This window comes from Acinetobacter sp. NyZ410, from assembly GCF_022828975.1.
GTDB lineage: Bacteria > Pseudomonadota > Gammaproteobacteria > Pseudomonadales > Moraxellaceae > Acinetobacter > Acinetobacter guillouiae.
The window spans coordinates 1585159-1609589 of the sequence record NZ_CP094620.1; the positions used below are offsets into that span (position 1 = coordinate 1585159).

The window sequence follows — 24431 nt, forward strand, 5'->3', positions numbered from 1 at the left end:
ATTAAATATTTAGAATGACAAAATTTCCTATTTCGTGACTTGTATGGTCTGGGCAATACTTGAAGTCGCAAATATAGATGAATTGTCAACAGACTTGATATTGAATTTGGCTGTTATTGCAGCATAAAATAAACTAAGCTGATTAAAAATAAAACAGGATGATTGATCATGAACGCGTATGTTGAGCCTAAATCGGAATTAGAGCAAAACCCGAAGTTTGAATTACCAATTAAAAACTATTCAGAATTTTATCGTTTTTATTTAACTGAACACCGTAGCATGATGAGTCGCCGTTTGCATGCAGCTGGAAGTAGTGTCGGTATTTATTTCTTTAGCAAAGCAATTCGTCAACGTAAAGCAAAATACGTGGCCTATGGACTACTTTCTGGCTATGCATGTGCTTGGGTGGGGCATTTTGTATTTGAGAAAAATAAGCCAGCAAGCTTTAAGCAGCCTCTTTATAGTTTTATTTCTGACTGGCGTATGCTTTCCGATATTGTACGTGGCAATTTAAGTTTAAAAGACCGTAGTCTAGATAAAATTGAGAGCTAATCTTGCCAGCATGGTAAAAATTAAACAAAAAAGCTTAGAGATTTCTAAGCTTTTTTGTTTTTGTCACGTCTTCGCTGAGAAAACTTGCTTATAATCCATTTATTTGATTGTTTGAGAATATTGAATGCTCGGTCTTTACCTGATTACCAACGATGATCCAATCCAATTATTATTAGAAAAACTCGAAGCTGCTTTAAGCACTAAGCAAGTCGCTATTCTTCAGTATCGCCGTAAAAAAGTAGCTCAATCTGACCAAGCCAATGAAGTGAAGCAGATCAAGCAACTGTGTGAAAAGTATCAGACACCATTTTTGATTAATGATGATTTAGATTTAGCTGAACAATTTAGTTTAGGTGTGCATCTTGGGCAGTCTGATGGTGAAATTTCAGATGCAGTGCAACGTTTACCACAAGGTGTCATCATTGGGCGAACTTGCTTAAACTCAATTGAGTTGGCTGAAAAAGCAATCGCTGAAGGAGCAAGCTATGTAGCTTTTGGCGCAATTTATGCAACATCGACCAAACCAGAAGCAGGTAATATTGGTCTAGCAGCATTACAGCAGGCATCTAAAAAGTTTGATTTACCTATTTGTGCTATTGGCGGTTTAACGGTTGAAAATTCTCAAGCTGTGATTGAGGCTGGTGCTGACCTTTGCGCAGTGATTAGTGATATATTAGCTCTATCAGTTGAAAATATTCCTGCCCGTGTCGCAGCTTGGGCACAGTTATTTGCAGAAACTGCAAAATCTTAATTTGTATCGTGATTTTTTATATCATTTTGAAATTTTAGTATTCTACAGGATTGAGTCGATTTATGAGCCTATCTCCAAAACAAGAGCAATTGTTTAAACAAGCCAGTAAACATATTCCAGGTGGAGTGAATTCTCCAGTACGAGCGTTTAATGGGGTGGGTGGTACGCCAGTATTTATCGAAAAAGCCAAAGGTGCTTATTTATACGATGTCGACGGCAAGCGCTATGTGGACTATGTGGGTTCTTGGGGGCCGATGATTTTAGGTCATGCGCATCCCGATATTATCCAAGCAGTACAAGAAGCAGCAGTTGATGGTTTAAGCTTTGGTGCACCGACAGTACATGAAACCACACTGGCTGATTTGATCTGTGAAATCATGCCATCAATTGAATTGGTTCGTATGACCAACTCAGGTACTGAAGCAACCATGACCGCTATTCGTTTGGCGCGTGGTTATACAGGTCGTGACATGATTGTGAAATTTGAGGGTTGCTATCACGGACATTCAGATTCTTTATTGGTTAAAGCGGGTTCGGGCATGTTGACCATGGGTGAGCCAACATCAAAGGGTGTACCTGCTGATTTTGCCAAGCATACGGTGACCTTGCCATATAATGATATTGAAGCTGTTAAAGCTTGTTTTGCGAAATATGGTCAAGAGATTGCAGGGGTGATTGTTGAACCTGTTGCTGGAAATATGAATCTGGTTAAACCAATCAAAGGTTTCTTAGAAACGATTCGTGAGCAATGTGATCAATATAAATCAGTATTTATTATTGATGAAGTGATGACCGGTTTCCGTGTAGCACTCGGTGGTGCGCAAGCATATTATAATGTAAAACCTGATTTAACGACTTTGGGTAAAATCATTGGTGCTGGATTACCAGTCGGTGCATTTGGTGGAAAACGTGAAATCATGGAATGTATCGCGCCTTTAGGTGGGGTTTACCAAGCAGGAACCTTGTCGGGTAATCCATTGGCTATGCGAGCAGGGATCAAAATGTTTGAAACCCTTCGCCAACCTAACTTCTATACTGATTTGTCTGCAAAATTAGATCAATTATTACAGGGTCTACAAGCGGCTGCGGATGAAGCTGGAATCCCATTCTTTACTCAACAAGCTGGTGGTTTGTTCGGCCTTTACTTTACTGATCAAACTGAAATTAGTAGTTTTGACCATATTTTAAAATGCGATATTGAAGCATTCCGTAAATTCTTCCACGGGATGTTAAATCGTGGTGTAAACCTTGCTCCATCTGCATTTGAGGCAGGCTTTATTTCAGCTGCACACAGTGCTGAAGATATTCAGTTTACCATTGATATGGCTAAACAAGTCTTTGCTGAAATGCAAGCTTAAGGGGATTTAAGGCCGTTTCGATTGCTTGAATAAATGAGCAGAATGGACAGTCTTTTTGAATCAAGTTTGATTTAGAATAAAAGCCTGTAGTCTAAGGACTACAGGCTTTTTTGTGATTTTAGACATTATAATTCAGGAAGAAAATATGCAAACCAAACACTATTTAACCTTATCTGATGCAGAGTTTTTATTGAATAAAGCACATCAATATGCAATTGATCATGCTTTTAATGTCAGTATTGCCATCGTTGATGAAACGGGCAATTTATTGGCAATGAAGCGTATGGACGGTGCTTCTGCATTGACGTCGAATTTCTGTTTGGACAAAGCCAGATGCTCTGCATTAAGCCGTAGACCGTCAGGATCATATGAGACCCTTATCAAAAATGGTCAAATGGGATTTTTAACCATGCAGAGCGGCTCAGGGATGTTGGAAGGTGGTGAGCCTATTTTGTATCAAGGTCAGTTGGTTGGTGCAGTGGGTATTTCAGGAGTGAAATCATTTGAAGATGCTGAAATTGCACGACATGCAATTCAAGCCTTTCTTGCTCAATTTAATTAGGGTCTGTTGATATTTCATAAATGGCTTGCGTTGTAGGTTAAAATTGAGCAGGCAAGGCATGAAAAGAAGAGAATAGCGAGACTATTTTCGAGTTTCATAACGCAGACTGAGATAATTTTAGCCACAACCCTTCGGGACTAGTGTGTTTTTTGCCGCTACGTCGTTACGAACTACTCATTTAGAATGACTAAATTTCGCATTTCGTGTCTAGTATCGCCTAAAAACCACACGTAGTCGCAAACATAGACGAATTGTCAACAGACCCTGAACTTCTATAGTTAAAAAATTATGTGTATAAGTAAAATCAGTAAATAAGTTTGAAGAGGTGTTTAAGTAAACACCTCTTTTATCTTGTAAAATTACAAACGATAGAATTGTTTGGCATTATGGTGGAAGATATTTTCCAGTGCATTTTCATCATATTGCATCACGATATCACTAAACGCATCAATGATATTCACCAGACTGGTATTGACCCGATCCATTGGGAAATTGGAAGCAAACATCACCCGATAGGTGCCAAAACTTTCCAAAGCATGCAGAATCAGTGGTGCAACTAGATCAGTGATTTGTTGCTTAGAGGCCAGTTGTTTTTTCTTATAAAATTGATGACCAAGCACTGGCATAAATAGACCAGACATTTTGGTATATACATTTGGATAAGCGGATAATTCAGCAATAGCATCTTGCCATTGATAAAAAATATTTTCACGTGCTGTTTTAGACAAGCCTGTATTTTGTCCAATTTTACCAAACAAGCCTGCTGGTGTACCAAAGTGGTCTAAAACAATTGAGGTTTCTGGGAACTTTTTTGCCAGCTCAATTACATCGGGAATTTGATGAGAATACACCCAAGCATCAAAACTCAGATTATGTTGCGCGAGTTGTTCAAAGCCTTTTAAGAACTTTTTCTCGGTATATAGGTGCGGGAGATCTGTCCAATTATGCACGCCTTTATCTTCATGAAAGGCAGCCATACGGCGTATACCACGCAAACGTTTAGATGCTTTTTGGTGTAACTTTAAAATCTTTTTGAAATTAGGATCGCATGGGTCGGCGGTAGCCACGATGCCACCAAGTTTTACGGTGTTTTCATTAAAGGGTAAGGATTCAATAAATTCTGTTTCACCTACGACAGCTTTGCCTTTCTGTTTGGCCCAACTGGCTTCAATATGCACCACTTGTTCGACTGTATATGATCCAAGATCATGTTTATAGTCTTGTGGTAAATAGGGGCGGGTGATGTGCTCAGTTAGTCCAACCGTTTCAATCAAATCTTTAGCTTTGACTAAACGCACCATTTTATCGAGTAGAAATGGGCGCTTGCCCAAAAGCTTTACCGCAAATGCTGCTGCATGAGGGGTGTTATAGGGATCCCATTGGTGAATATGTGGGTCAATGATTGGAAAATTCAAATCTTGCATATAACGTCCAAATTGTTATTTATTATCAAAATACAATACATGAATTTTATAAAAGGTGAATATTGTCACTTGGTAAAATTTAAGCGGTAAAGCCATTGGGGGAATCAGTTGATTTTATTGTTTTGGGATGACTGCCAAAAATTGTTATAAAAAAAATAGCCTCATTAAAAAGGCTATTTTATCAATGCTTTGATTGATCTAAGATGAATTAATTCAATCAGTGTTGATGATCATGGCCATCATGATCATGCTTGTGGGTATGAAAATCTTCGTTTTTACGGAAACGGAGATAATTTTCAAACTGCTCACAATACTCATCATAATTGTCTTCAAGCATCATTTGGAATTGTTGCAATATATAAGACATGACTTGTTCTTTAGCGTCACGCATTTCATCACCATCTTTAAAGGTGTTTGCAGCAACCCAGGTATTAAAACGTGCAGTAGCGAAGAGCATTGCTGAGCTGACTTGTCCACGAAGTTCTTCTGGCTTAGGTTGCTGTCCTTTCGCTGGGCGGCAAAACTCATTGGCTTGTTTGATAAACTCATCCGCACGCTCAAAAAAAACAGCATTTAAAGCTTCTTCTTCGGTGACATCAGTAGCATCGATTTTTTGAGACATGACTTTTCCACATAGCGTATTTCATTGGTGGGCTATTATAGGCAATCCAAGGGTTAAACGAAACGCTTTACTTCTTCTGTATCTGAATTTGCAAAATAGCTGTCAAAATTTTCTTGATATTCATCAAGATGATCTTCAAGCATGAGTTTAAATTGTTCTACATAATAGTCTAAGATGACTTGGCGATCCGCTTTAAAATCTGGTGCTTGATTGTAGGCACATGCTGCATGCCAAATACTATAACGGGCATTGGCATACATAAATGAAGCACTGATCTTTCCAGGATGTGCTGTCAAATGCGAAACTTGATGATTTTGATCTGCAAATTGATTGGCGAGAGCAATAAATTCATCAGCACGCTCATAAAAGTATTCGTCAGATTCAACTTCTTCAGTTTCTTCAAAAAAATCATTATTTTCGGACATTATCATTCCTTTTCATAGACTTGTTTCATTGGTATAACTATAGCATACTCAAATAGCCTAAGCTTAATAAATACTCAAGGAGTAGATAATGCAAGATGCGATTGCCATACAAAGCTTGAAAAGTGATATTGCATTATTACGCCAAAATATTTGGCCACCTGTAGACTTGAGCAATGTTGAAGGTTTGCCAATTTATTATGGAACCCAATCCTCAGTAGAGGCCTACTATAAACAGTGGCTTGGATTGCTTGAAAGGGCACAAACCTTGTATCAACCTTTTATGCAGGATGAGGCTTTAGATGTCGCTCAATTACCCAGCCATTTAAATTTACCTTTGTTCTTTTTTCATGTAGATCGGATTCGAATTAATAAAACCCGTGCCAAAGAATCAAAAACTTTTCGTGGGATTGCTTCACTGGTTGAGAAATGTGGGCAATTTGAACCTAGCCAAATTAAAAATATGTCACAGTGGTTAAACAGTGATGATACCGCAGCCTTGGTTGCGCATCGTGAGTTTATTGATTTAAGAACCTATATTTTTCAGTTTGGACAAAGTGAATATACAAGAACACGATTTTATGTGAATGGTTTAGTGCTGAGCACTGAAAAAGATTTTGAATTGGTCGATGCCCGCGATAAGCCGCGCAAGCCACGTAATGATAGCTATGCTGATCCTTTGGCGGATAACAATCTCTGGAAAGTATTTGGTAAATATCGTTAGGCGGTTGTGAAATAGATGGTTGTAGATTTTGTTAAATAGGCTGTGATTTTTAACTTTGTTGTTTTTCTAGCTACAAAATGAAACGCGTAAATTATTTTAAGCACTGACTAAAAATAAGATTTAGTCAGTAGACTTCTTTCATAAGTCCTTTTTAAAACCATAAATCAACATAAAAGCGCCCTCATCCTAGCCTTCTCCCAAAGGGCATTGGTATCTACACATCTTTTTGTAGAGATTCTAATGCAATTTCAGCAATCAGCTTAAGGTCATCCACCGAATGTTCAGATAATAATTGTAGTGTATTCAGTAATATTGACAGACCAGCCAAAATTGCAGGAGCACTTTCCCTTGTTCCTCTTTTTTGTTGCCTTCCTGATAGACGTGTTAGAAAGACTCTAACTCTTGAATTTTTCTCATCATTTTCTCGCTGTATTCGCCAAGTTAATACACATGCCATACTTGCAATTAACAGTCGTCTTAATATCGCTTGCGGAGTTGTTTGTAGCCATGACTCAATGTCATGGCCCGCCTGTTTTAACAACTTAAAATAGTTTTCTATTTTCCAACGCCAGTAATACCAAGTTGCCAATTCTATACTTGGTATTTCTGATGATACATTACTTAATAAGCTCCAACGAGAAAGTGATTTTCCTTGCTTATTTTTAACTTCAACTACAATCAGTCGAACGGTTAATGACTTTCCCTTTTGTGGTGGAACTCTTTTTCCCGTTTCGTCTTTCTGCATTGGTCTTGCATTACGTGTAATACTGATTTGAGTTTCACCAACATAGAGTTGTTCGCAATTCCCTTTATATTGAATTGTATGGGTTTGTGTAGTTGGTATTTGATCTGACACTTCCCTTAACTTAACATCTTCTCCTTGATATTCAACACGATTTCCTTCTTTACCTCGAATAAGAAATAAATGTTCTTGTTGATTCAATAATCTAAGATGAGCAATTGAATCTCCTTCACGATCAATAATATGTACGAGTTTCTTTTCTATTGGTAAAGACTCAATATGTTCGATTTGTTCACATAGTGCGTTTAAATGGGTTTCTTTTATTTTATGCCCATCAGTAAATGTTGAATAACGTCCAGTAGCATCACATAAAGTTTGATCTAATGGTGCAATGGGTAAACCCGTTTCAGCATCAATTAATAAACTGCTTTGTAATTCATAGCCTTTGTCACTTGCATGTGTTCTTTTGAATCTATTTAACTTGTTGTTATGTTTGAAATATTGTAGTTGAGACCAATCATGAGCAACTAAGGCATAGTGGTGATTCGATAGAGCGATTTGTTCAAACGCAAGTTTTTGAAGAGGCTGATTGAGTTGTTGAAATGAAACGTTTTCGTTATTTAAGAAACGCCAAACTGCTTGGGTGGTAGCAAAGCTAGTCTTTTGGGTAGAGGCAATATCTTTAAGCGCTGGGGCTAATGAAGCAAGTGGATTCATATTAAGTTTTACAAGACGTCCGTAGCGTTTAACTAATCGGTTATCTAGGTGTGGAATGTTAAATTGGAGAGCATGCTCTCCAATTTAACTTAAATAGATTTAATTGTGTAGATACCTATGCCCTATGGGAGAAGGAACTTTCAATATCAATATGATTCACTTCACATAATCATTTTTGACTTATGAAAAATCTTTAGTGCTTTTATATAAAAGAATATCTTTTATTTTACAGCATCAATTGCAACACTTGCTGTTTTGTTAAACAGCGTACATTCTGACTTTAAGCCATTTAGATAAGCTTCTGCTAACTGCGCATTTATACTGTTTTTACCAGACTCAGCAACAGCATCTTGATAATCTCGTTCATATTGCTTAATTTGGTTTGCAAGTATGTCATATTCACCCGCAGTATAATAACTTGCTGGGTAATAGTCAGAGCCGATTTTAGCTACGGCATCAACTGATGTATTCAGTTGCATGTCTCTGGATAAATCTAAGTTGAACTTTCCTAGCGTCGTTGAAATATAACCATCTTTAAAATATTTTGATGGGTCGTAATTATTCAGACGAGAGCTTGAATAAAAATCAACAAAGCTTGTATTTGTTGAAGAGGAAATTGATCGTAAACACGTTGATCCAGACGGGAATGTTTTGCCTTTTAGTTTTTGCACATAATATGAAGAATAAGCGCCAACTACTGAGCTAAGTGCTATATTTGAACCAGCATAATGCTCAAATCCATTGATGTATGGACTAATTGCTTTGCCTGTTAAGTTGACTGTTTCAAATTTTTCAGTTAATTCCAATTGGTTATAGTTACGAGATGAATAGGGTGTAAATGTCCAAACTGTCGCTGTTTTCGATTTCAACGTTGCATATTGATAGCCCAAATCAGTTTTACTTTTAGGTGCATCATAGAGCCCATCTGTTGCTAGATAATCACTTAAAAGATCTGATGAAAGGAACTGTGTTGAACCATCTACGTTATATTCACCATTGATGTACATCTGCTTATTGTTAAAGCTAAACTTTACTTTAGTAAAGAGGTTAATGTCTTGAGTTGAAGCGCCAGTTTCATATCCAAACCATTCAGATTCGTTGTTTGTTGTATAATCCCCAGCATCTGAATCACCTCCACATGCGCTTAAAAATAATGAAGAAATGACGGCACAAGACAGTAATTTAATTTTCATGAATTATTCCAAATTATAAAATATTAAAATTTATGAGTATAAAAATTCTCGCTGTCATCATATTTAAACATTTTATTTTTTCAATGTTTTTTTGATGAAATTTTAAAATTCTCTTAATTTTTATAATTATATATTGATCGAAAACTTAAAATGATTTTGCTGCTTTTCAATTTCATCCTTGCAAAAAAAAGTGCTTTTAATATTGAAGAACCCAAACAAAAACGATGATAAACATCGTCATATGCAAAATTTGAATTGGAGCAAAGATCAAGGCATAGCGACTGCCACCACTTAAAAATGCATTGATCGATTTCGCAATGGCATGTGCTGCTAAACCTAAAACAAAGGCGAGAGATAAGATATGATTACTCGGTTCTCCCTGAATGACAATCGTGGCCAAAGCGCCATGAATTTCAAATAATGAGGCCAAAAGCGTACCTGCAATTAAACCCGCATCACCCAATAAAAGATTTAGCCCATATACACCTGCCTGAATCAAGGTTAACGATACTGCAATAATGGCTGCTTCTTTTAGACTAAACATACGACTATCAGTAAGTTGATTATTTTCAATCGGTTGTGTATGACGCATAAACCATAAGGCAAAAATAGTCAGGATCGCAATAGCGATTAGACTGGGCAGTACAATGAGCTTGAACCATGTAATACTGACCCCAATCACAATAATCATGAGTTGTAGTAGGGTTGCCACGCAAGACATTAATGCTGCCCCAGCATTGGCTTTGGCATCTGCACGTCCATTTCTGACTTCTAATCCTAAGCTGGCAATGGTAGCGGTACTGGAAACAAAACCTGAAGCAAGCGAAGACAACAGCATGGCATTTTTTGATGACAATAATCGTTTGGCAATATGTGCAAGTGCTTGCACCGCCAAGATTAAGGTGAGTAATTTTAAAATAACATAGGGGTTAAGCACAGCACCCCATAAAGCTTTGTTTGGTGTCAGTGGCAATGCAATTAATAACAATGCCAGTAAGAAAATTCCATCTTTAAATTCAGATTCTGTAATCCATTTCCCGGCAATGCCATGCATAGAATGTTTAGTCATCAACAAGACGGTGAGGATGACCGATAAACCTGCGGCAAAAGAAATATTCCAAACGCACATTCCACCGATAAAATAAGTGAGGATAAATGCAATTTCAGTGGTTACACCGGGATCATCAGTTTGATTCTTTAAAGAATAAATGACGATACCACCTGTAATGAATGCACCTGCAATGCCAAAATAGGGACCAAACAAAAAGCAAACAGCGCCAAGTAAAGCGCAAATGGCAAATGACCTTAAACCGGCAAAACTATTTTGATTTTCACGTTGCTGACTCCGTTCACGTTCAAGACCGATAAGTAGACCGCAACCCAATGCAGCCGCAATGATGGTGAGGAAATCGGTATAAGAGCCAAATGAAAATGGATATAGCGATATAAAATTCATAGTGCTCTCCAAATAAGACCATGAATTAATAGAATGATTTCAATGTATCGCAAAGTTTTAGAAAAACAAAAGTTTATTTTTTAGCCTTACGTTAAATACATTATTGAATTTAGAAAATCCAAGAAATACAACAATTAATTTTGTTATAGTAGATTGAGTTTCGGGGATATAACAATGCAATTTAATTTTGAAATCGATACAGCTTGGTGTTTAGAACAATTATTAAAAGATGGTCGTATTACAGAACGTGAAAAACTATTGGTACAAACCACGCATCGACAACGCGATCAGTTGAAGTGGCATCCTTTGCAATGGATAGCCAGCTTTAAGCTCGTCGATGCTAAAAATCCAGTGAAAAGACTGACATTGACCACACTGACAGAATGGTTAGCTGAAAAAGCCGAACTCAATTCATTTACAATTGATCCGTTAAAGGCCGATGTGACTTCACTGACCAATGTCATGTCGCAAGAGTTTGCAATAAGAAATAAAATTTTAGCAGTTGAGGTCAGTGCCGATAAAATTCTGATTGGTACAGCACAGCCTTTTATGACGGATTGGGTACATAATTTAGAACGTAGTTTAAGCCCCAAAAAAATTGAAAAAGTGGTGTTAAATCCTGAGTTATTACAACGTTATTTAACTGAGTATTATCAAGTCAGTAAAGCGGTCAGCAATTCGCAAAAATCCAGTGCCTATGATAAAGAAAATAAGGGTGTAGAAGCACTTTTACAATTGGGTGATACCCAGAATCCAGATGCCAATGATCAGCATATTGTGAAATTGGTCGATTGGGTTTTACAGTTTGCTTTTGAGCAAGGCGCAAGTGATATTCACTTAGAACCGCGTAAGGAAAAAGGCAAAATTCGTTTTCGTATCGATGGAGTACTGCATACGATTTATAATATGCCAGCCAATACCTTAACCGCAGTTATTTCACGGATTAAAATTTTAGGTCGTATGAATGTTGCAGAAAAACGTAAACCGCAGGATGGGCGTTTAAAAACACGGACACCGAAAGGGCAAGAAACCGAGCTACGTCTTTCAACATTGCCGACTGCTTTTGGTGAAAAGTTAGTGATGCGTATTTTCGACCCAGAAGTTTTGGTACGAAGTTTTCAACAATTGGGTTTTGATGAACATTTATTGGCGCAGTGGCATGCTTTAACGCAACATAGTCATGGCATTATTTTGGTGACTGGTCCCACTGGTTCAGGTAAAACCACCACGCTTTATTCTTCGTTAAAACAATTGGCTACCGAACAAGTGAACGTCTGTACCATTGAAGATCCGATTGAGATGTTGGAGCCAAGTTTTAACCAGATGCAGGTCAATCAAGGGATTGAGCTCGGTTTTGCCGATGGTATCCGTGCATTGATGCGTCAAGATCCAGATATTATTATGGTTGGGGAAATTCGTGACCAAGATACTGCTAATATGGCGATTCAGGCAGCATTAACAGGTCACTTAGTACTTTCAACCCTGCATACCAATGATGCACCATCAAGTTTGACACGTTTGCATGATTTAGGCGTGCAGCCTTTTTTAACCGCTGCAACGATTTTGGGAGTATTGGCTCAGCGTTTAGTTCGTAAGCTTTGTCCTCATTGTAAGCAAGAAACCTTTATCAATGAACAAGAGTGGAAGCATTTGACATTTGGCTATCAGACCAAAATGCCTAGTTTTGTATATAAAGCAGTTGGATGTGAGGAATGCCGTCAAACAGGTTATAAAGGTCGTGTTGGGATCTACGAGTTTATGCTGATTAGCCTTGAAGCAAAGCAGCGAATTAGTGCAGGTGTGACTTTAGATGATTTAAAAATGCAGGCAAAAAAAGAAGGTATTGAACCATTAAGAATTGCTGGTGCACGGAAAGTATTGGAAGGTGTAACTACGCTGGAAGAAGTCCTTAGAGTTGTGCCTTTAAATTAATTTTGACTTAAAATAGCAAATGAAGAAATCCTAAGATTCACCTCATGTTGGTTTGTTTTAATGCTTCTATCGAAACAATGAACCGATATGAGGACACAACAATGAACGTCATTGCGAAAACAATTTTAACCACTAGCTTGATTGGTTTAACAAGTTTTGCTACTGCAAACACAGCGATAAATCAATCAGCACTTACACCAAGTTTAACCACAGTAAAACAAGCGTTAACGTTGAAAGATGATACCAAAGTGCAGCTTCGTGGCAATGTGGTCAAAGCAATCGGTGATGAAAAATATCAATTCCGTGATAGCACAGGTAGCATTACTGTCGATATTGATGATGAATTATGGCAAGGTAAACCGATCGCGGCAAATGCTACAGTGACATTGTTTGGTGAGGTCGATATCGATTATAAACCGACAAAACGTGTAGAAATTGATGTGGATGCGGTGAATTTTTAATTATTTTATCCATTAAAACAAATCACAGCAGATTCTCGTTATATTCGCTAAGACTACATGTGTATGCATGTGGTCTTTACCTATGTTCAACAAGTATGAACAGCAACAAAGTGCAGATTTTATTTTGATCAAGGCTTTGCCTGCCTAAAAGAGAGATGGTCTATGCGAATTTTGCTCGCTGAAGATGATAGTTCACAAGCTGAAAGTATTAAATCTTGGTTGGAAATGGATGGCTACAATATAGATTGGGTTGAACGTGGTGATCATGCAATTTTAGCCATAGAACAGCATCAATATGATTGCATCTTGCTAGATCGTGGTTTGCCGAAAGCCACTGGCGATGAAATTCTTAAACTGTTAAAACGTCAATTTCCAGAAATTCCTGTGATTTTTCTTACGGCGAGAGACAGTATTCAAGATCGTGTGCAAGGTTTGGATCTCGGCGCAAATGATTATTTGGTAAAGCCTTTTAGTTTAGAAGAATTATCTGCCCGAGTACGGGCACAACTCAGACAAACCCAAGTCACAAATTTACATGAAATAAAATATGAAAATTTAGTATTAGATACTCAAGTGAAAATGGTATTTCAGGATCAGCAAGTTGTTCATCTCACCGCAAAAGAATTTCAAATTTTATATAAATTGATGCAAAAGCCTGAACATATTGTGACACGTGAGCAATTGGAAGAATCTCTTTATGCTTGGGGGGATGAAATTGAAAGTAATGCGATTGAAGTTTATATCTATCAATTGCGTAAGAAGATTGGTGGATATTTGATCAAAACAATCCGTGGCTTGGGCTATCGTATGAATAAAGAGCAAGATTGATTATTTCACCGAGCACTTTGAATGATTTCAATAGGATGAATATGACCCAAGCAGTATCACTACAAACCAAGCTGATTAAGACCTCCATGCTCAGTTCAATTGTGGCAGGTATTTTTGCGCTGATACTTCTGGTCAGTCTTTCGATTTATCACAATATGAACGTACAAGATGAAATCATGGATGAAGTTGCAGATATGCTTCTGATTTCAGATTTAAGTGCGACCTCTGGTTTTCAATTGGATGAGTTAAGTGATGAATTTGATATTCAGTACCGATTGATGAATGGTGAGGTGATGTTGACCCAATCCCCTGAATTTGATTTGCAACAAGAGCATGACAATCTTCTGGCGAAGGGTGAAGACAATGGATATGCATTTATTTGGGCAGAAAATAAGCTGTTACGTAGTTACCGAGCAATTGATCAGGATTCTCAGTTAAGCGTCTATGTTGTTCAGCCCTTAAGTGTCCGTTTTAAAGACTTATTGCAAAGTTTTATCAGCTATTTATTGGTTTTATTGAGTCTCTGGTTGCTGCAATGGCTGATTTTACATTTCTCAGTAAAAAAACAATTTAAATCTATTCAACTGCTTTCGACAGAAATTGCAGAGAAAAATGCCAATGATCTCAGCTTAATTCAGCAGCAGCCTGCCTTTAAAGAACTTGAGCCAATGGTCAATCAGCTCAATCAAATGCTTGCGCGACTGGATCAAGCTTTAATTGCTGAACAACGCTTTACCGCAGATGCATCACATGAATTGCGCTCGCCGCTTTCTGCGATACAAATGCGTTTGCAGTTATTACAACGCAAATATGCAGAGGTTCCTGAGATTCATCAGCAACTCAATAGTATTCAAAATGATGTGAATCGAGGAACGCTGGTTCTTGAAAATCTTTTGCTTTTGGCACGATTAGATCCAGCGGATGCCAGTGAATTACCGAAGACTTGGATAAGTCTAGAGCAAATGACTCAGCTTGTGTTAAGTAGCTTAGATCCATTTATAGATGAAAAGCAGGTTCAGATTCATATCCAAAGTGAAGATGTTCAAGTCTATGTAAATGAAGAATTACTGTTTATTTGTATTCGCAATCTTGTCGATAATGCGATTCGTTATACGCCAGTACAGGGCAATATTTATATTCAGATTGGACCTTTAAACAATAGCAATAGCTTTGAAATTCAAAATGATGGTGAGGGTATTCCTCAAGACATCTTAGATCGTTTAGGTGAACGTTTTTATCGAGCGTTGGGGACCAAAACACAAGGTTCAGGTTTAGGTTTGTCAATTTGTAAAAAGGTGATCGATTTACATCATGGACAGATTCAGTTTGCTGCTTCCAAATATGGCGGTTTGAGCGTTTGCGTTTATTTACGTTAAAGTTGTGCGATTGAATCGGGCATTTTTATTGAATGTTTAACATTTCATTGGATCGTTTTATAGAGATAGGGTGTTGTATAAAAATCAACTGACAAAATTAAAAAGCAGTATGCGCTGATTCATACTGCTTGTTCCCACGTTTTTTGTTTTAACTTAATGTTTTTATAGTTATTTGGTCAAAATTAGACGATTGTTACGTGTTAAACGTAAGCGATATTCTTCTCCAGCATGCATGATGCGAATTTCGCGCCCTAATGCAAATAAGTTATTTGAATGTAACATCGGAAGAGATTGGTGAGCTTCAGTGTTACGTGTGAATAGGCTAAAAGGTGCGTTCATTATTGTTACTCCGTGTGGGGTGCTGTCTAAGTGATTTAAATGATAATCATTATCGAATAGGTCTGTCAACGATAATTTTTATCATTTATAAAATTTCTATAATTGCTTACAATTCATTAAAAATTCAGGTGTCGATTTTTATGTCTAAACCCAGTATTCATGTGGCTATCGCTTTATTACTTTATCGTGGGAAAGTGCTGGTCGGTTGGCGCAATGCAGATCAGCATCAGGGCAATAAATATGAATTTCCTGGTGGCAAAATTGAAGCAGGGGAAACGCCTGTTGAAGCATGTCGTCGAGAGATCTTTGAGGAAGTGGGAATTGGCATCCAGCAATGGCATGCTTTTGATGTAATTCATCATGTTTATGATGATGTTGAAGTGTTTCTCCATCTTTTTCATGCCACGGTTCCTGAACAATATTTGCATGATATTCAGAAACCTTGGACATGGTATGGACGTGATCAACTATTCGCGCTGAATTTCCCCAAAGCCAATCAAGCGATTATTCAACGCTTGTACTGGGCGCATCAAATTAAAATCTCCGACAATCTTTCAGCATTGAGCATAGAAAAAAGTCTAGATGACAACGCGCAATTTTTTTATTTTAGAACGACTGCAGATCAGGTTGCTGTAACACAAATTTCGCAGTTAGCTGCAAATGCCTTATCTCGCTTGATCGTCAATATAGAGCTATGGCAACAGTTGCCTGAGTATCTTCAAAAAAGTATAGCTGCTGTACATTATAAACAGCATCAATTGATGGATTTACACATCGAGCAGTTACCAATCGGTCTACGTTGTATAGCAGCATGTCATGATCTGGTATCTTTACAGCGAGCACAGACATTGGGTTTTGATGCTGTGATTTTAAGTCCAGTATTTGCAACCCAGACCCATCCTGAAGCCAATGCACTTGGATGGGAAAAATTTGCTGAATATGCCAAGACCTGTGATTTACCAGTCTTTGCATTGGGGGGATTAAGCCAAGCTGATTTAGCGATTGCACAACAGCATTATGCATACGGGATTGCTGGGATTCGAAATTTTTAATCGAGCAGAGATATTGGCTTAAACAGTTATAAACGTTGTAACTGTTTTTGCGCTTCTGCGATGGTCTGTTGATTTTTTAATTGTTGAGCAGCCTGCAAGATAACATTCCAAAAGGTTTTCTTCTGGGATGGACTTTGCGCATAACTTAAACCACGTCGCGCTAGAGATTCAGCATTTGCATATTGTTTCTTCTGATTGGCAATTTGAGCCAAATAAGAGAACACTTGTGCCGATTGTGGTGCTATACGTTGTGCGTGGATTGCATAACGTTCAGCTTCATCCCACTGGCCCTTTTGATACGCAGTTTGAGTTTGTTGGATGAGTTGTTTAAAGGCTGGGATATTTTCTCCATCCTCAAATTTTTGCGTTTGAGGCTTGGATTGTGGCGCAATCACAACAGGAACTTTTTCACGTTTAATTTCAGGGCGTTCATAAGGGGTAATTTTTACCCCATCTGGTGTCGCAACCCGATGGTCAGGCTGTTCAGATTTTGGCTTTTCAACAGATTTGCTTGGTTTAGAATTTTGTTGGGGTGTTGTTTGACACCCGGCCAAAGTTAATATTCCACTTAAACTTAGAATATAAGCGATTGTGCTTACATTTCGTTTCATCACAAATTCCTATTTAAAAGCCAATTTACCTGTATATCCAACACGTTTAGATTAGTTGTTATAACTACCACTTGAGATCACATGACCTCTTGAGTCCTGATCTAAACTGTCTTCACTTTCGCGAATATAGTTTTCTATACTATCACTTGAATGCGGCTGTGAAGTGTTTTGTTGCGTATCAGGCGTGGATTGAGGATCAACTTGATAATATGGCATGCCGCACTCTGTCGCACGATTAGGGACTGTGTGACGTAATAATGGAATATATAGTGCGCCTTCACAGCCTTGTGCTGAAAGCTCCCCAGTACGAGAGTCAATCCATTGCCATGAAATATCATCTGTTTGACGTAAATTCACTGGTTTTTGACGTAACTGCTTCATGACATTGATCCAGACAGGTAATGCACCTGATGAACCTGTAAGCCCAGTGATTTTATTATTGTCTAAGCCTAACCACACCACTGCTAAATTATTGCCTGAATATCCAGCAAACCAAGAATCACGGGTATCGTTGGTTGTACCAGATTTGCCCGCAAGTTTGAGATCAGCAGGTAATGTGTTGTAAGCTGCTTTACCTGTACCCGCAGACATGACTTGTTGTAAGCCAAAGTTCAATAAGAAAGCAGCAGAAGGGTCTATGGTTTGTTGTACATTTAAACCAAAACGTTCCAATAAACGACCATTAGAATCTACAACAGTACGAATGGCTTTGGTTGGATATTTAAATCCACCTGTTGCAAAGTTACCATAAATACTCATCACTTCCATTGGCGACATATCAACCGCACCAAGGAAAATAGATGGGTAGTTTGGAATCTTTGAGGTCACGCCAAATTTAGACAAGTTATTGCTAAATGTAGAGATCCCAAATTCGTTCCCTAAACGCACAGCAGACAAGTTATATGAGTTTGCTAAGGCTTGAGACATCGGAACATAGCCATGACCTGTTCCACTATAGTTTTTTGGTGTCCAGGTTTGATTACCACTGACAGGTAAACTAATTGGCGCATCTTCAATTTGTGATGCCCAGTTATAACGACCTGATTCCAACGCACTTAAATAAATCACAGGTTTAAGTAAAGAACCCACTTGACGTTTCGCATCTACAGTACGGTTAAAGCCAGTAAAGTCTTGGGTTGAGCCAACAGCGGCAATCAATTCGCCATTTTCAGGACGGGTAACTAAAACAGCACCTTGTAGGTCTTTTAGTCTTGCTGGGTTCGCATTGGCTAAACGGCTCACCGTTTCTCTAAAGCTCTTTTGCACTCTAGTTTGTGCAATTGGATCAAGTGTCGTAAAAATTCTTAAACCTTGATTGGTTAAATCTGATTCTTGGTATTCGGTTTTAAGTTGACGACGTACAATATCTAAGAAGTCTGGGAAGCTTGCTGTACCTAATGTTGGTTTACGCACCACATTGAGCGGACGTGCAATTTCTTTTTCATATTGCGCTTGGTCTAAGTATCCCATCACCAACATATTGTTCAGCACAATATCGCGACGTTTTTTTGCGCCTTCAGGATTTTTCCAAGGGTTAAATAGGGTAGGGCCTTGAACTAAACCGACCAAAAATGCTTGTTGTGAAATATTTAATTCACTGAGCGGTAAGCCGAAATAGAATTGTGAAGCCAAGCCATAACCATTGACAGAGTAGTTACCACTTTGACCTAAATTCACTTCATTTAAATAGGCTTCTAAAATTTCGTCTTTACTGTAATGAAGCTCTAATAACAGCGACATCAGGGCTTCATTTACTTTACGTTTTAAGGTTTTTTCAGGGGTTAAGAAAAAGTTCTTAACCAACTGTTGCGTCAGTGTTGAACCACCTTGACGTTTACCACCAGTCACATTACTAAGTAAAGCACGCGCTGTACCACGGAATGAAATACCATGATGACGATAAAAGTTTCTATCCTCTGTTGCGATTAATGCTTCAATCAAAGGTTTAGGAACTTTATTTAATTTAATGAGGACGCGGTCTTCATTGTGTTGTGGGTAGATACCACCAATCAACATCGGTTCTAAACGTGCGATTCCTGTATTGGTTGGTTTGGTGGCTTTTACATCTGTAACTGTATCGCCAGCAAAGGTCACTTGTAGGACTTGTTCTGGATCTACACTGTCACCAAAGTCAAAGCCACGTGTATGCACGTAAATTGTATTCGGTTGGGTAATATAGGTTCCCGATTTGGTATAGCTATCACTGTTTTTATAACCGAGTAATTTGAGCTCTTGTTCAAACTCTATTTGGGCAATTGGCGCAGTTGCATAAATTTCTAATGGGCGAGCGAATACTTTCGCAGGAATATCCCAACGATTGCCTTCAAACTTATCTCGAATAACATTGTCGAGGCGAATTAAGTAGACGCTAAATGCGAGAAATACTGCAATAATTAATACACAAAAAATCAGTGCAATTAAGCCTATACCACGTTCGGTCTTCATATACAGATAATAATACCCAAATTTATTTTCGCTAATCATGCGAAGCTTTTCTTAATTTTGCAATAATAAATCTGTGAAATACACAAATTTAAAGGCTTTTTAAACATTCTCGTTATTTTTCGTATATGAATGATTTTATAAACATATACTGAGAGTGCTATTATATCTCAGAATTTCAGTGGAGCTACCGCATCTGTGCAAATTTCACCAAAGACCTTTCGTAATATCGGTTTAATTGGAAGACCAGATAAATCATCTGTGGTTGATACGCTTTGTCTTATACACGATCATTTATTAAGTTTGGGTCTGCATCCAGTTTTTGATACAGCTACAGCACAACTTGTACCTTATACCAATACACAAACTGTCAGTAAGAATCTGCTCGGTGAAGTGGTTGATTTGGTTATTGTCGTGGGTGGTGATGGTTCTTTATTACATGCTGCACGTGCATTGGTAAAATACAATATTCCTGTACTTGGGGTGAACCGCGGTCGTTTAGGTTTTTTAACAGATATTAAACCGACTGAAGTGTTGTTTAAGTTAGATCAAGTTTTAAAAGGTGAATTTCAGCTTGATCGTCGCTTCTTATTGGAAATTGAAATTCGCAGTAAAAATGAAATAATTTATGATGCAATTGCTTTGAATGATGTGGTACTTCATTCTGGTAAATCTGTACATATGATTGATTTTGAGCTGAACATTGATGGGCAATATGTTTATCGTCAACACAGCGATGGTTTAATTGTATCGACTCCGACAGGTTCAACTGCATATGCCTTATCTGGTGGTGGACCGATTTTACATCCAAGTATGGATGCAATTGCTTTGGTTCCAATGCACCCACATACGTTGTCATCAAGACCGATTGTGGTGGGTGGGCAAAGCGAAATTAAGATATTGATCCGTGAAAACCGTGTGTTGCCGATGGTCAGTGCCGATGGACAGCATAGTGTTTCATTAAATGTCGGTGATAGTTTGCATATTCGTAAACATCCCTTCAAACTAATACTTTTACATCCACCAGGTTATGACTTCTATATGGCTTGTCGTACTAAACTTGGCTGGAATCAAGATTTTGATTCTTTTCAGCGGGATTGACCATGAATATTGAACAGATGCTTTCTATTTTAGATGCTGACATTGTCGAGCGTTTAAAAACTGCGGTAGAAATTGGTAAATGGCCAAATGGTGTGGCGTTGACTGCTGAGCAACGTCAAACCTGTATGCAAGCAGTGATTGCTTGGGAACATCAGAATATACCTGAAAAAGAACGTACAGGTTATATCGATAAAGGGCATAAAGAAGAGGGTGAGGAATGTGATTCGCATGTGCCTGAGCCAGAATTTAAACCGATTCGTTTTATCTAACTGAGCAAAAGATCCCTTGAATCACAGAGTAGTTTCACTTTGTGATTCAAACACTCAATTTAAAAAACAATAATATTTAAACTGTTTCAATCATGATGCTGTTAAAACGATAACTATATTAAAACGATAAATATGTTAAAACGAGAAGTGCGTAATAAGGTGATAAAGATATTCAGCATGATAAAAATATTAAAAACGATAAAGAGGCTAAAATGCTCAAGTTGCTCAAAACAATAACGCGACTAAAAACAATAACGCTAACTCGACTCAGTTTATTCTGTATCACTGCAATTTCGACCAGTGTATTCGCTGAGCGAACAAGTGATGCAAGAAGTATTCAATGTTTATTAGATGTTACCGTAACCGCAAGTCAAAATTTCCAAACGCCAGTCACACAATATACATCAATTAAAAATGATGGTTATCCCATGCTGTTAATTGGTATCAAGATCCGTAATGCTTATACAGCCGACGCATCAAAAAAGATAAAAACCCATCATCTGTATTGTTTAAGTCTGATTGGTAAGCAAAAAGATGCTTATTTATCTGGTCCTTATCAGCCCAATAATATCGATGTCAAAGTGGGTGATCAGTTGCAACTCATCAATATTCATTCTTCTGGGAAAAGTTATCCCTATTGGGCTGATTTTTATTTTATCCAAAAGCGTGATCAATAACGTTCACGCTTGTGTTTAAAGATGAAATTAGAAACGCGTGTTCCAAAGATACTTTGCTTTACTCATGGCTTCTGGATAGTTATTTACAATACCCATGGTATATAAAGCAATGCCCATTGTTTCAGTGATGGCAATTTCTCCATACTCATGTGCTTGTTGGCCTTCCCAAACCGATTTAAAAACAGCGAGATCAAGCTGTTCTTCTGTTGGGCTACGGTTATCGGTTAATTTAGGCAATTCATGTTCATAAAGTTCACCATCTTGAATACCACAGATGAGGGTTTTTGCATCAGGATTACGCTCAAACTCGCCACCTTCACCTTTAATCACAGCACTATTTTTATAACCTAATTGAAAGGCAGCTTGTTGGTGTGAACTACGATAAGCAGGGTGGAAAATTGCCTGTAAGGTTGCTTTGGCATTGAATGGATTAATCAAACGAGCTAGTGTGTGAATCGGGGAGCGTAAACCCATCACATTTCTAAGATTGATCAAATCTGCCAAGATCGGAGAGATCACATTTAAAGGCAAATAGGCAAAATTTTGGGTATCTAGTTGCTGTTTGACTTGTGCTTCATTTTGGCAAATTGGAAAGCCTAAGTATTCTAAGACTTGTTCAGTATACACACGGTTCATGGTATGGCCTGATGCACCATGCATCACGATTTTATAACCATGCTTTGAAAGTGTTAATGCTGCCAATAAAAACCACGGGTAATGTTTGCGTTTACCCGCATAAGATGACCAATCTAAATCCACAGCAAGTGGTTGAAAATTCAATTGGTCTTTGGTCGCTTGGACAAAACCTGTCAGTTCATCTACAGACTCTTCTTTGACCCGAAGCAACATTAAAAATGCACCAAGTTGTACGTCTAAGACTTCATTTTTCAAAATCATTGAAAAAGCTTGATAAGCTTCATCATAAGTTAATGATCGTGCACCATTTTTCCCTTTACCGACAATTCGCACAAACTGCGCAAAAGGATGTTCAAAGTCTTTATAAAGATTGCGTTTTGTATTCATGTCAAATGGATCAAGGGAGAGGAGACAGTGGAATACACTATGCCATAAATGGATCTGAATCGTATAGATATAGACGGTATTAGACTAAGGTCTAAGCATAAATTGCACAGATGTTAGGCGAAATTAACATTTGCATAGAGATTGATCATCAAAAATTAATTAAAATAGCCTTGAAGAGCGTTTTATTTTTTATCTCCTGTTCTGTATTTATTCTTTTGGCCAAGGTGCCAGCGAGAATAAATCTTAAACATCGTCATTCGTTGTCATTGTTTTGGAAAACTGTCGTTTTCTGAAGGGATTTTTATTTGCTAAAAACCGACTTCCCAGAAGTTTTTATCGGGATTTTGGGCTGTGTCAGCAAATGGTAGCATTAACATTGGATATTTCTTCAAACAGAAATATAGAAAGAAGTAATTATCATGGCTAAGAAACCGCTGTATAAGTCACTCTATTTTCAAGTGATTGTTGCCATTATTTTGGGTGTGATTGTAGGGCACTACTTTCCAAGTGGTACTCAATTGATCAATGGTGTAGAGAAAAGTGTTCCTGGTTTAGGCGAACAACTCAAACCTTTAGGTGATGCTTTTATTAAGCTCATTAAAATGATTATCGCCCCTGTGATTTTCTGTACCGTGGTCAGTGGGATTGCGGGTATGGAAAGCATGAAATCAGTGGGTAAGACCGGTGGTATTGCACTTTTATACTTTGAAGTCGTGTCTACCATTGCCCTGATTATTGGTTTGGTTGTTATCAATATCGCCAAACCGGGCGTTGGTATGAATGTTGATCCTGCGACTTTAGATACCACAGGTATCAGTAAGTATGTGGAATCAGGTGCATCACAGTCTACCGTTGATTTCTTTTTGCATATCATTCCAAATACCGTTGTGGGTGCATTTGCAGAAGGTGAAATTCTACAAGTTCTTTTATTTGCCTTATTGTTTGGTTTTGCATTACATAAACTGGGCGATGCTGGAAAACCAGTATTAAGATTGATTGATCAAATTTCGCATGTGTTCTTTAACATTGTGAATATGATTATGAAACTTGCGCCAATCGGTGCCTTTGGTGCGATGGCATTTACCATTGGTAAGTATGGGATTGGTAGCTTAGCGCAACTTGCACAGTTAATTCTTTGTTTCTATATCACGTGTTTGTTGTTTATCTTTATTATTTTAGGTTCGATCAGTCGTTTCTGCGGATTTAGCATTTTAAAAATGATTCGTATGATCCGTGAAGAATTGTTGATTGTATTGGGTACATCTTCTTCAGAATCTGTATTACCACGTATGCTGAAAAAGCTTGAAATTGCTGGCTGTGAAAAGTCTGTGGTTGGTTTGGTAATTCCAACAGGTTATTCATTTAACCTTGATGGTACCTCTATTTATTTGACTATGGCGGCGATCTTTATTGCACAAGCAACCAATACTCAACTGGATATTTGGCATGAAATTACCTTGCTTGCAGTCTTGTTGATTTCATCAAAAGGCGCAGCAGGTGTAACTGGTTCAGGCTTTATTGTCATGGCAGCAACTTTGGCTGCTGTAGGCAATATCCCAGTCGCTGGTTTGGCTTTGATTTTAGGTATTGACCGTTTCATGTCAGAAGCACGTGCATTGACTAACTTGGTCGGTAACTCTTTGGCAACAATTGTGGTTGCGAAGTGGGTCGGAAAGCTGGATGTTGATAAGCTCAATGATGCTTTAAATAACCCAGCTGAAGTGGATCGTAAAATGCTTGAAGAATCAAATCAACCTGAATTGGATTTGCAGAAGTCTTAATTTTGTTGTGTTGTAA

24 protein-coding genes are annotated in these 24431 nt (G+C 38.0%); 14 read left to right on the forward strand and 10 right to left on the reverse strand.

Annotated features, from left to right (window positions below):
- Positions 1-168: 168 nt before the first annotated feature.
- From MTO68_RS07505 to MTO68_RS07520, 4 genes are all read left to right on the forward strand, one after another.
- Positions 169-552, forward strand: a complete 384-nt coding sequence (locus MTO68_RS07505) for a DUF962 domain-containing protein (protein WP_034612218.1) — start codon at positions 169-171, stop codon at positions 550-552.
- A gap of 124 nt (positions 553-676) precedes the next feature.
- Complete coding sequence (gene thiE, locus MTO68_RS07510) at positions 677-1303, forward strand: thiamine phosphate synthase (protein ID WP_244015526.1); 627 nt, start codon at positions 677-679, stop codon at positions 1301-1303.
- Between the two features lie 62 nt (positions 1304-1365).
- Positions 1366-2661: a glutamate-1-semialdehyde 2,1-aminomutase gene (gene hemL, locus MTO68_RS07515; protein ID WP_244015527.1), complete on the forward strand. Its 1296-nt coding sequence runs from the start codon at positions 1366-1368 to the stop codon at positions 2659-2661.
- Positions 2662-2806: 145 nt separating this feature from the next.
- Positions 2807-3223: a heme-binding protein gene (locus tag MTO68_RS07520; protein ID WP_244015528.1), complete on the forward strand. Its 417-nt coding sequence runs from the start codon at positions 2807-2809 to the stop codon at positions 3221-3223.
- A gap of 359 nt (positions 3224-3582) precedes the next feature.
- Here MTO68_RS07520 and MTO68_RS07525 read toward each other — a convergent pair whose 3' ends face one another.
- The 3 genes from MTO68_RS07525 to MTO68_RS07535 form a co-directional block, all read right to left on the reverse strand.
- Positions 3583-4647, reverse strand: a complete 1065-nt coding sequence (locus MTO68_RS07525; RefSeq protein WP_096733624.1) for an amidohydrolase family protein — start codon at positions 4645-4647, stop codon at positions 3583-3585.
- A 217-nt stretch (positions 4648-4864) separates the two neighbouring features.
- Positions 4865-5269, reverse strand: a complete 405-nt coding sequence (locus MTO68_RS07530; protein ID WP_004820141.1) for a DUF3144 domain-containing protein — start codon at positions 5267-5269, stop codon at positions 4865-4867.
- Between the two features lie 53 nt (positions 5270-5322).
- Positions 5323-5694, reverse strand: coding sequence for a DUF3144 domain-containing protein (locus MTO68_RS07535; protein ID WP_004820143.1), 372 nt, complete (start codon positions 5692-5694; stop codon positions 5323-5325).
- A gap of 88 nt (positions 5695-5782) precedes the next feature.
- Here MTO68_RS07535 and MTO68_RS07540 point away from each other — a divergent pair, with 88 nt between their 5' ends.
- Complete coding sequence (locus MTO68_RS07540) at positions 5783-6415, forward strand: hypothetical protein (RefSeq protein ID WP_244015529.1); 633 nt, start codon at positions 5783-5785, stop codon at positions 6413-6415.
- Between the two features lie 214 nt (positions 6416-6629).
- Here the strand turns inward: MTO68_RS07540 and MTO68_RS07545 are convergent, their stop codons facing one another.
- The 3 genes from MTO68_RS07545 to MTO68_RS07555 form a co-directional block, all read right to left on the reverse strand.
- Positions 6630-7874 carry a transposase gene (locus MTO68_RS07545; RefSeq protein WP_244012863.1) on the reverse strand — a complete coding sequence of 415 codons (1245 nt, stop codon included), beginning with the start codon at positions 7872-7874 and terminating at the stop codon, positions 6630-6632.
- Between the two features lie 221 nt (positions 7875-8095).
- On the reverse strand, positions 8096-9067 hold the full coding sequence (locus MTO68_RS07550) for a hypothetical protein (protein WP_244015530.1): 972 nt from the start codon (positions 9065-9067) through the stop codon (positions 8096-8098).
- A 196-nt stretch (positions 9068-9263) separates the two neighbouring features.
- On the reverse strand, positions 9264-10523 hold the full coding sequence (locus MTO68_RS07555) for an MgtC/SapB family protein (RefSeq protein ID WP_244015531.1): 1260 nt from the start codon (positions 10521-10523) through the stop codon (positions 9264-9266).
- 174 nt (positions 10524-10697) lie between these two features.
- On the opposite strand from MTO68_RS07555, the gene MTO68_RS07560 reads away from it, so the two are divergent.
- The 4 genes from MTO68_RS07560 to MTO68_RS07575 all read left to right on the forward strand — a co-directional run bounded on the left by MTO68_RS07560 (position 10698) and on the right by MTO68_RS07575 (position 15120).
- Positions 10698-12455 (forward strand): GspE/PulE family protein, encoded by a 1758-nt coding sequence (locus MTO68_RS07560; RefSeq protein ID WP_244015532.1) that lies wholly within the window; start codon positions 10698-10700, stop codon positions 12453-12455.
- A gap of 101 nt (positions 12456-12556) precedes the next feature.
- A complete protein-coding gene (locus MTO68_RS07565; protein ID WP_004820153.1) occupies positions 12557-12916 on the forward strand; it encodes a NirD/YgiW/YdeI family stress tolerance protein in 360 nt (119 codons plus the stop codon).
- Positions 12917-13078: 162 nt separating this feature from the next.
- Positions 13079-13744 carry a response regulator transcription factor gene (locus MTO68_RS07570; protein WP_244015533.1) on the forward strand — a complete coding sequence of 222 codons (666 nt, stop codon included), beginning with the start codon at positions 13079-13081 and terminating at the stop codon, positions 13742-13744.
- A 41-nt stretch (positions 13745-13785) separates the two neighbouring features.
- Positions 13786-15120, forward strand: coding sequence for a HAMP domain-containing sensor histidine kinase (locus tag MTO68_RS07575; RefSeq protein ID WP_244015534.1), 1335 nt, complete (start codon positions 13786-13788; stop codon positions 15118-15120).
- A gap of 168 nt (positions 15121-15288) precedes the next feature.
- On the opposite strand, the gene MTO68_RS07580 is transcribed toward MTO68_RS07575, so the two are convergent.
- A complete protein-coding gene (locus tag MTO68_RS07580) occupies positions 15289-15459 on the reverse strand; it encodes a hemin uptake protein HemP (protein WP_004721884.1) in 171 nt (56 codons plus the stop codon).
- Positions 15460-15599: 140 nt separating this feature from the next.
- Between MTO68_RS07580 and MTO68_RS07585 the strand changes: the two genes are divergently transcribed.
- Entirely contained in the window at positions 15600-16511 is a 912-nt protein-coding gene (locus MTO68_RS07585; protein WP_244015535.1) for an NUDIX domain-containing protein, read from the forward strand.
- Between the two features lie 26 nt (positions 16512-16537).
- Here MTO68_RS07585 and MTO68_RS07590 read toward each other — a convergent pair whose 3' ends face one another.
- Together MTO68_RS07590 and mrcB are read right to left on the reverse strand one after the other, a co-directional pair.
- Positions 16538-17122, reverse strand: a complete 585-nt coding sequence (locus MTO68_RS07590) for a hypothetical protein (RefSeq protein ID WP_004820161.1) — start codon at positions 17120-17122, stop codon at positions 16538-16540.
- 51 nt (positions 17123-17173) lie between these two features.
- Positions 17174-19567: a penicillin-binding protein 1B gene (gene mrcB, locus MTO68_RS07595; protein WP_035371136.1), complete on the reverse strand. Its 2394-nt coding sequence runs from the start codon at positions 19565-19567 to the stop codon at positions 17174-17176.
- A 159-nt stretch (positions 19568-19726) separates the two neighbouring features.
- On the opposite strand from mrcB, the gene MTO68_RS07600 reads away from it, so the two are divergent.
- The 3 genes from MTO68_RS07600 to MTO68_RS07610 all read left to right on the forward strand — a co-directional run bounded on the left by MTO68_RS07600 (position 19727) and on the right by MTO68_RS07610 (position 21611).
- Positions 19727-20665 (forward strand): NAD(+) kinase, encoded by a 939-nt coding sequence (locus MTO68_RS07600; protein WP_042140791.1) that lies wholly within the window; start codon positions 19727-19729, stop codon positions 20663-20665.
- 2 nt (positions 20666-20667) lie between these two features.
- On the forward strand, positions 20668-20934 hold the full coding sequence (locus MTO68_RS07605; RefSeq protein WP_004721875.1) for a DUF1315 family protein: 267 nt from the start codon (positions 20668-20670) through the stop codon (positions 20932-20934).
- A gap of 212 nt (positions 20935-21146) precedes the next feature.
- Complete coding sequence (locus MTO68_RS07610; RefSeq protein WP_244015536.1) at positions 21147-21611, forward strand: hypothetical protein; 465 nt, start codon at positions 21147-21149, stop codon at positions 21609-21611.
- A 27-nt stretch (positions 21612-21638) separates the two neighbouring features.
- On the opposite strand, the gene MTO68_RS07615 is transcribed toward MTO68_RS07610, so the two are convergent.
- Complete coding sequence (locus tag MTO68_RS07615) at positions 21639-22634, reverse strand: glycosyl transferase family protein (RefSeq protein WP_234622824.1); 996 nt, start codon at positions 22632-22634, stop codon at positions 21639-21641.
- A 419-nt stretch (positions 22635-23053) separates the two neighbouring features.
- On the opposite strand from MTO68_RS07615, the gene MTO68_RS07620 reads away from it, so the two are divergent.
- Entirely contained in the window at positions 23054-24415 is a 1362-nt protein-coding gene (locus tag MTO68_RS07620) for a dicarboxylate/amino acid:cation symporter (protein WP_244015537.1), read from the forward strand.
- The last annotated feature ends 16 nt before the right edge of the window (positions 24416-24431 follow it).

Excerpts from the sequence above, each read along its gene's own strand:
- MTO68_RS07505 (WP_034612218.1), top strand. The coding sequence starts at position 169 with ATGAACGCGTATGTTGAGCCTAAATCGGAATTAGAGCAAAACCCGAAG.
- MTO68_RS07565 (WP_004820153.1), top strand. The coding sequence starts at position 12,557 with ATGAACGTCATTGCGAAAACAATTTTAACCACTAGCTTGATTGGTTTA.
- MTO68_RS07605 (WP_004721875.1), top strand. The coding sequence starts at position 20,668 with ATGAATATTGAACAGATGCTTTCTATTTTAGATGCTGACATTGTCGAG.
- MTO68_RS07585 (WP_244015535.1), top strand. The coding sequence starts at position 15,600 with ATGTCTAAACCCAGTATTCATGTGGCTATCGCTTTATTACTTTATCGT.
- MTO68_RS07535 (WP_004820143.1), bottom strand. The coding sequence starts at position 5,694 with ATGTCCGAAAATAATGATTTTTTTGAAGAAACTGAAGAAGTTGAATCT.
- MTO68_RS07550 (WP_244015530.1), bottom strand. The coding sequence starts at position 9,067 with ATGAAAATTAAATTACTGTCTTGTGCCGTCATTTCTTCATTATTTTTA.
- MTO68_RS07545 (WP_244012863.1), bottom strand. The coding sequence starts at position 7,874 with ATGAATCCACTTGCTTCATTAGCCCCAGCGCTTAAAGATATTGCCTCT.
- MTO68_RS07570 (WP_244015533.1), top strand. The coding sequence starts at position 13,079 with ATGCGAATTTTGCTCGCTGAAGATGATAGTTCACAAGCTGAAAGTATT.
- thiE (WP_244015526.1), top strand. The coding sequence starts at position 677 with ATGCTCGGTCTTTACCTGATTACCAACGATGATCCAATCCAATTATTA.
- MTO68_RS07560 (WP_244015532.1), top strand. The coding sequence starts at position 10,698 with ATGCAATTTAATTTTGAAATCGATACAGCTTGGTGTTTAGAACAATTA.
- MTO68_RS07620 (WP_244015537.1), top strand. The coding sequence starts at position 23,054 with ATGGCTAAGAAACCGCTGTATAAGTCACTCTATTTTCAAGTGATTGTT.
- mrcB (WP_035371136.1), bottom strand. The coding sequence starts at position 19,567 with ATGAAGACCGAACGTGGTATAGGCTTAATTGCACTGATTTTTTGTGTA.
- MTO68_RS07540 (WP_244015529.1), top strand. The coding sequence starts at position 5,783 with ATGCAAGATGCGATTGCCATACAAAGCTTGAAAAGTGATATTGCATTA.
- hemL (WP_244015527.1), top strand. The coding sequence starts at position 1,366 with ATGAGCCTATCTCCAAAACAAGAGCAATTGTTTAAACAAGCCAGTAAA.
- MTO68_RS07530 (WP_004820141.1), bottom strand. The coding sequence starts at position 5,269 with ATGTCTCAAAAAATCGATGCTACTGATGTCACCGAAGAAGAAGCTTTA.
- MTO68_RS07575 (WP_244015534.1), top strand. The coding sequence starts at position 13,786 with ATGACCCAAGCAGTATCACTACAAACCAAGCTGATTAAGACCTCCATG.
- MTO68_RS07580 (WP_004721884.1), bottom strand. The coding sequence starts at position 15,459 with ATGAACGCACCTTTTAGCCTATTCACACGTAACACTGAAGCTCACCAA.
- MTO68_RS07520 (WP_244015528.1), top strand. The coding sequence starts at position 2,807 with ATGCAAACCAAACACTATTTAACCTTATCTGATGCAGAGTTTTTATTG.
- MTO68_RS07610 (WP_244015536.1), top strand. The coding sequence starts at position 21,147 with ATGCTCAAGTTGCTCAAAACAATAACGCGACTAAAAACAATAACGCTA.
- MTO68_RS07590 (WP_004820161.1), bottom strand. The coding sequence starts at position 17,122 with ATGAAACGAAATGTAAGCACAATCGCTTATATTCTAAGTTTAAGTGGA.
- MTO68_RS07525 (WP_096733624.1), bottom strand. The coding sequence starts at position 4,647 with ATGCAAGATTTGAATTTTCCAATCATTGACCCACATATTCACCAATGG.
- MTO68_RS07555 (WP_244015531.1), bottom strand. The coding sequence starts at position 10,523 with ATGAATTTTATATCGCTATATCCATTTTCATTTGGCTCTTATACCGAT.
- MTO68_RS07615 (WP_234622824.1), bottom strand. The coding sequence starts at position 22,634 with ATGAATACAAAACGCAATCTTTATAAAGACTTTGAACATCCTTTTGCG.